At 34.5% G+C, this 6,134-nt stretch carries 6 protein-coding genes; all 6 read right to left on the bottom strand.

The genetic code is table 11. The annotated features are described in order from the left end of the window. The coding region (locus tag ACFIQE_RS08385; protein ID WP_375707524.1) for a hypothetical protein at positions 1-224 on the bottom strand (224 nt) is incomplete at its 3' end. A gap of 325 nt (positions 225-549) precedes the next feature. Then, positions 550-1,770 (bottom strand): MFS transporter, encoded by a 1,221-nt coding sequence (locus ACFIQE_RS08380; protein ID WP_375620827.1) that lies wholly within the window; start codon positions 1,768-1,770, stop codon positions 550-552. Positions 1,771-2,135: 365 nt separating this feature from the next. Continuing rightward, positions 2,136-2,306, bottom strand: coding sequence for a hypothetical protein (locus ACFIQE_RS08375; protein WP_375611449.1), 171 nt, complete (start codon positions 2,304-2,306; stop codon positions 2,136-2,138). Between the two features lie 1,479 nt (positions 2,307-3,785). Beyond that, complete coding sequence (locus ACFIQE_RS08370) at positions 3,786-4,109, bottom strand: cupin domain-containing protein (protein ID WP_375620826.1); 324 nt, start codon at positions 4,107-4,109, stop codon at positions 3,786-3,788. After that, positions 4,102-4,818, bottom strand: a complete 717-nt coding sequence (locus tag ACFIQE_RS08365) for a YqcI/YcgG family protein (protein WP_375707523.1) — start codon at positions 4,816-4,818, stop codon at positions 4,102-4,104. The genes ACFIQE_RS08370 and ACFIQE_RS08365 overlap by 8 nt, the downstream gene beginning before the upstream one ends. 23 nt (positions 4,819-4,841) lie before the next feature. After that, a partial coding sequence (locus tag ACFIQE_RS08360) for an ATP-grasp domain-containing protein (RefSeq protein ID WP_375707522.1) occupies positions 4,842-6,134 on the bottom strand: 1,293 nt, incomplete at its 5' end.

Raw genomic sequence — 6,134 nt, 5'->3', positions numbered from 1 at the left:
GTGGTTGAAGGCGCACGCCTGGAACGCGTGTATATGGGAAACCATATCGAGGGTTCGAATCCCTCTCTCTCCGCCATTAATTTAAAACGAACTTTCATATGCTTGATATGACATAGTTTAAAAAGCTCAGCATTTGCAGGATTTTTTATTGTTTGCAATTCACCAGTTCGCGTCGATCTATGCTTATCATTATGTACACCTAGAAATTGCTGTTGAATTTCCATGAATTTTATACTTTTTAAGCTCCTCTCCTCTCGATCTTAGATAACCTGATCTAGCATAAACGATCTCTTCAAATATCATTAAAGGATTTTTGCCATTATCACTAACTTCTGGTAGAGCTTTTAGAATTAATGGTGATCATAGTGCTATTTGCAATTTCGTTGATTAACGGGCTAAATGCGTTTTATCCACATGAGAGGTAACGAATACCTCAGCTTTTCTCACGCAATGTGTTTATTTAAAATTAATGTCATGAATATTTGTACAAAATTTTTATCTATACGATAATCAAAAAAAGGCTGACGTAATATAATAATTGAACATCATTCATGCGGCGCTTTCTTTTATCTCTAAGCTTTGTATGTAAATAGATAGTCCGTGCAAAATAAATAAAGGGGCGCAAAAGCCTATAAATACACACAGGACGTATAATATAGAAAATGAAAAAAATTTTCCTGCATATAAAAGCACAATAGAGAATAAAGCTGTTATGATGCGTACACTGGCATCGCCTGCCAAAATCACCTCGGCTAAATTTTCACTAGGTGTGATAGCTTGTCCAATTGTTATGCCCGATACCCTAAAATAAAATTGCCCAATACCTAATAAAAATCCCATAATATAAAGGGAATATTGAGTAAAATTTAAATATAAAACAAAAGAGATTGCGATCACGGCAAAAGCTGGTGCCCCCCATACAAAAAAACGAATTAAAGATGGAAATTTCCGTAAATAATAAGATGAGATAAGACCATTGATCACAAAACCCAGTGCTGACAAAGCAAAAATAGAATTTTGAATAGCTGTAAATTTTATATTATCTGATGTTATAGAAGCAAGAACAAGTGGCAATAAAACAATAGGCCCCGTATAGAGAGAATTATTCAAAATACGATTAATCGTTAAAAAACGCAACGCAGAAATCCGCCAAAGGCACCTGAACCCAACTCCATAAGCTTTTTGAGATGGCTTTTTTAATAGCTCTTTTGCTCTGTTTAGTTGTTGTATAGACTTTATACGAAACCATAAGCTGGCATTCAAAAGATAGATAAATACAATAAAGGCTATGGCTATTTTGTGCCCCAAATGCGCAATTATAAAATATATAAGCAATGGGGATATAATAACAAAAAACTGACAGCAACTAGTGTAAAATGCAAAAATTCCAGCTTTTTGTTTGGGAGCTGGAATCAGCTGATTCAAGGCACTATTGTTATTTGGGTTATCAGCCCCCATCAAGAGAGCAAGTAAAAAAAATACAAACAAAATAAGTACTGGATTGTTCATAAATAATAAGAAAGACAATAAACAAGCGCAAATAATTTGACTATAAAACCCAATTATAAAGCCTTGATAGTGCGCCAACACGTTTCCCAAACATAAGCCAGCAATTCCAATTGCGATTAAATTAACGACATTTAAAGTAGCAGACGCTTCTCCCGTTGTATCTTGGAATTGTAACAAAGAAAGGCCAATAGATAATACACCACTAGCACAAAAACTCGTCAAACAACCAATCATAATCATAAGAAAAACAGAATTACGCAATAGCCTCCTCCCTCTTAAACAGAGACTCAAGGCATTTTATGATTTTCTCCATTGTCGAATATGGTTCGGTACTAAATTCCAGTTTTTCATAAAAGTTTAGTTCAAATGCGTTATAGGCACTTATTTTTTGAAAGTCATCTGTCAGCATGAATTCTATACTTGGCAACCTTGTACCCATAGATTGAGACAAATAATAGGAAATTACTTTCCAATACATATAGGTACGCTCTCTTGCCAAATAATTTTCCAAGGCATATTTCAAGTGACAACCACTTAAAATATATTTCGGACAATGGTGTAACGGATAATAAATACAAATAGCACCGGCTTCATGTCCCAGACAAGAAGAAATATTAATATTTTTATCATTTCATAATATTATAAAAACGCTCAGTGAGCAGATCTTCCAAATTTAGTCTAGTCACAACAAGATTGGTTGCTAATTTTTGAGAAACATGAGACCAAGCCAATCTTACTACTAAAGTTCCAATAACCTTTAAGTCAGATTCTGGATAAGCTTTTTTTAAATTTTCCACCCATATGTCTCTGTGACATATAATAATTGGCTCATCTCGTCTGAATGAACAAGATGTAATTCTAAACCAATATTATCACAAAGTTTTGAGCTCTTGAATTCTCCGTATCCTAATCTGGTATTCTTAAATCATCATAGGAACTAAGAATTTTTAAGTATTCCAACTTTTATTAAACGTTGTAACAATCTATTAGAATCTCCCCTTCACTGACTTCGACAATTATTTTCTCACCACTACAAGAACAAAAAATTATCTTTGAATTTGCTTACTTTTAGAAAGAAAAATGAGCAATACTTTTCCTTAACTAAAAGAAACACGCTCTATACCTTTTTCTTTATGATTATCAAAAAACTATCCCGTTACAATTAACCATCAATTATTAGAATAATATTCTGCGTTTAGCCTAATAAACTGTTATAATCAATGTTTTTCTCTGTTCTAAAAATCAGTGCTTTTCATTCTAGAGATACTCGTAATTGCTGTAAAATCTTTCCTAAATAACACGATCATCCTGAGAAGTTTTATACATACACACTACATTATACGGAATGCTATGTATTTTTTAACTTACTCAACTAACAAACATCTTTTAATGGACAAAATAAATCACGAAATTTCTGTGCTGTCACAATTCGAAAAACAATCATATATCTCCTTCCAATGATAGACGATGTCATTAGAAGAAAGCTTTAATGATATTGGTAGAATAAATTAACCAGAAAAAATTGCAGCGCTGATGGAATAAATTCTATTTTATACCTTGTAATTCTATCTAAATTTTAATCATTTTTGTTAAAGGTTCTTATGCAATTTTTTCTACATTCAGCATCATTTTACCACTTGTTGGCAACAAAAGATTAATAGCTAAATTCACCTATGTCATAATAGTTCTTTTTTGGGTAAAATAGGACATCTTCAATTTCGATATATAAATATTTTAATTCTTTAATATATTCTCTTCACATGCTTTAGATTAACAACACAACAAAACCCAAAATAAAAATATTTATTTTAATTAAGTTATTGAATATTATTTAAAAAGTATGGAAATAAAGTGATGCAAGAGTTAAAAATTATTTAAAAATTCAAATCCATCTACATTTTAGAGCCATCACGCATGGTAATAGCAGTTTTCATTAGGTATACTAAATATGCTTGATAACTTTTCTGCTTCATGCTTGTAGGGAATTTCAGATAGAGATAATACCAGAATCCATTCGTGAATGCTCGACAATAAAGCTGTAAACAAAATTATTTCCTTTTTGTTTAATCCGTTAAGCTTGATCCATTTTTTTTCCTAAAGAATAACGTTCTATTTTGTACTGTAAAATGCGGTTTCTGAAAAGTTTCCACGTTGGTTTGGGTAGAGGACGTAAACTTCATAGCCTTATTTTCCGCAGAATCTATGGGCGCATTATGGGAGGCAGGAGTAAAAGAATAAAATCCTGTATGAGAAAGAATCCATTAAAGAGCGTGCGGTTACCCATCTCTAATATCTCCAATAGTGAGATTTTCTGTAGCAATTGCATATATGCATCCTACATCTGCCGCAATTGATTTGTGCCTTGTATTGGCAGGTAGATGTATAATATCTCCTGGTGTACAGGTTATATGTTTTTCGCTATAGAAAAAATCTAACTCACCCTCTATAATTAAGAGAGTTTCATCGACCTGGTGAATATGCCAATCGTGTATTTTTTTTGGAAAATCTTTTTGTATCTCTATTGATCCTTGCTCTGGAAGCATCATTTTGAATATATCATAGATATTTTTATTTAATTTAATTTTAGAAAATTTAGTCATTATCGTGCTCCATTATATGATATGGGCAAGGTGGGGATTCAATATTATTATCTTGCAGGAAGTATTGCGTCCATTCTCTATTTTGGGGTTCGCCATATTTTCCTAAAAAAGGAGATTTTGTGATAATATCAAAAGGTTCAAGTCTTTTTGTTACAGCGGAGAATGCATTTTTTGCTTTTTGTTCTGTATCGAGCAGATCAGAAAAAACCCACCTAGGCTGGAAAGTTAACATAAATGTAGAACTTCTCCTACTTATTCTGTTTATATGAGACGGGATATTGCAAACTATAAACATAGGTTCGCCATGAAAGCAGAACTCCCATAGACGATTGTACATATTTTTTGGTATATGCTTAGGCCATTCTTGGTCATCAAGAGTTCGCAAATCTTTAAGTATAGACCAGAATTTTTCTCTATAAACTTCGATACTTTGTACGGGGGCAGGCTTCTCGAATGCAACAAAAGATGTGTTCTTTCCAAAACTTTTATAGTTATCGCAATAAGTTATCAGGTCTTCCATCATATTTTTTGCGGTCAACTTATTGTAGAACCCAAATCTAAGCATATTTTTTGAGTATCCATTTACACCGAATAGGCAGGGAAAAGGTCTAATTGTGTTATTCATGGTTGCATCGAATTCTTTAAAAACGACCTGCTTCCATTTTTCATATTTGTCTATATTTTCAATTATTTGCGCTGCTGAATCCATGTTTTCCTCCCAATTGTTGTATTTTATAAGAAATTGCTACGAATGACCCTCTCCAAAGCTGATAATTCATCATCACTGTGTCCCCAAATTGCTATAATGGCAGGGCAGGTATTTAAATCGATGGTTAGGGGGAGGGGCTCGTTTTCTTTAAAAAAGAGCGTAAAATGAACCACATTTTCCCAAGAATGAAGCTTTTGCCGCCATACGTTAACATCTTTTATAATATGACCGTCGATCTCGTTGATAAGGAAGATAATACGCCCTTTTTTCTTAAAGCGACTTGGGGTTTGCGAAAACACGCCTGCAATAAGGTTAACGGAGCTTTCAAGTAAATCATCTTCATAGCAATGTGCGAACAAGGTGGGTGCAATTCCTCCGTGGAGTCGGGCTCCTACTTCAATCATCACTGGACCACGAGCTGTTTGCATGATTTCCATATGCGCAGGTCCATATTCAATTCCCAGCACGCGAATGCATTGTTTTGCATAAGAGATAAGAGGGGCATAAGAGGGATCTTGAGAATCAAGTACATCAAGCGTTTCATAAACAAAAGTACTTCCATTATGAATACCTTTTTTATATCGTGACAAACTACATATTTTTATAGCCTCTCCCTTTACAACGGCATCGACGATGTATTCCTCTCCCTCCAATCTTTCTTGGAGCAAATAAGCCTCGTTAGGTGCGTCAAAAATATTTTTTTTCTTCCAGTCGATTTCAGAGGTCCACGTTACTACTTCCTCAAGATTAGAGAAAAATAAAACACCATCACTCCCTGCAGAATCATTTGGCTTTACCACATAGCCGCTGTGGCTTTCAAAACCATCGAAAGTACAATCGTTTTTTGTAAGAATCTTTGATCGGATGTAAGATAAACCATTTTCACAAAGGCGTTTTTGCATCGCTGCTTTTTTCCGTCGCCAATCGGTAGTCAAGGGGTTATTCCCAAGACAACCATAATAAGCCGCCAATTTCTCTGCACAATAGATACCTCTTTCGGCACCCGCTATTACAGCCTCTATCGTGCCGATAGGAAAGCGTTTCTTTATCTCATCGACACTATGAAGCTTCGCTTCTGCCATGCCCTTTCCCTGATAAGAAAGCATATAGTGTGAAAAAGGAGCTGCTTGAGAGACAACACCATAACAAGCATAGCCTAATTTTTGCAAAGCAGGGCCATAGAGGGCACCCGTGGAGAAAGGGTCGACAATAAGAATAGGTTTTCTCATACTTTGTTCTGCTGCGATAAAAGGAAAAGAACATAAATAAAGATTATCAACCCTATAAGGGGCAGAAGATAAACAGCTGCTTGAGGA

Source organism: Bartonella sp. AA1HLJMS (assembly GCF_042197445.1).
GTDB lineage: Bacteria > Pseudomonadota > Alphaproteobacteria > Rhizobiales > Rhizobiaceae > Bartonella.
The sequence above is the reverse complement of the archived record's forward strand: the minus strand, read 5'-3'. Positions and strand labels throughout refer to the sequence as shown.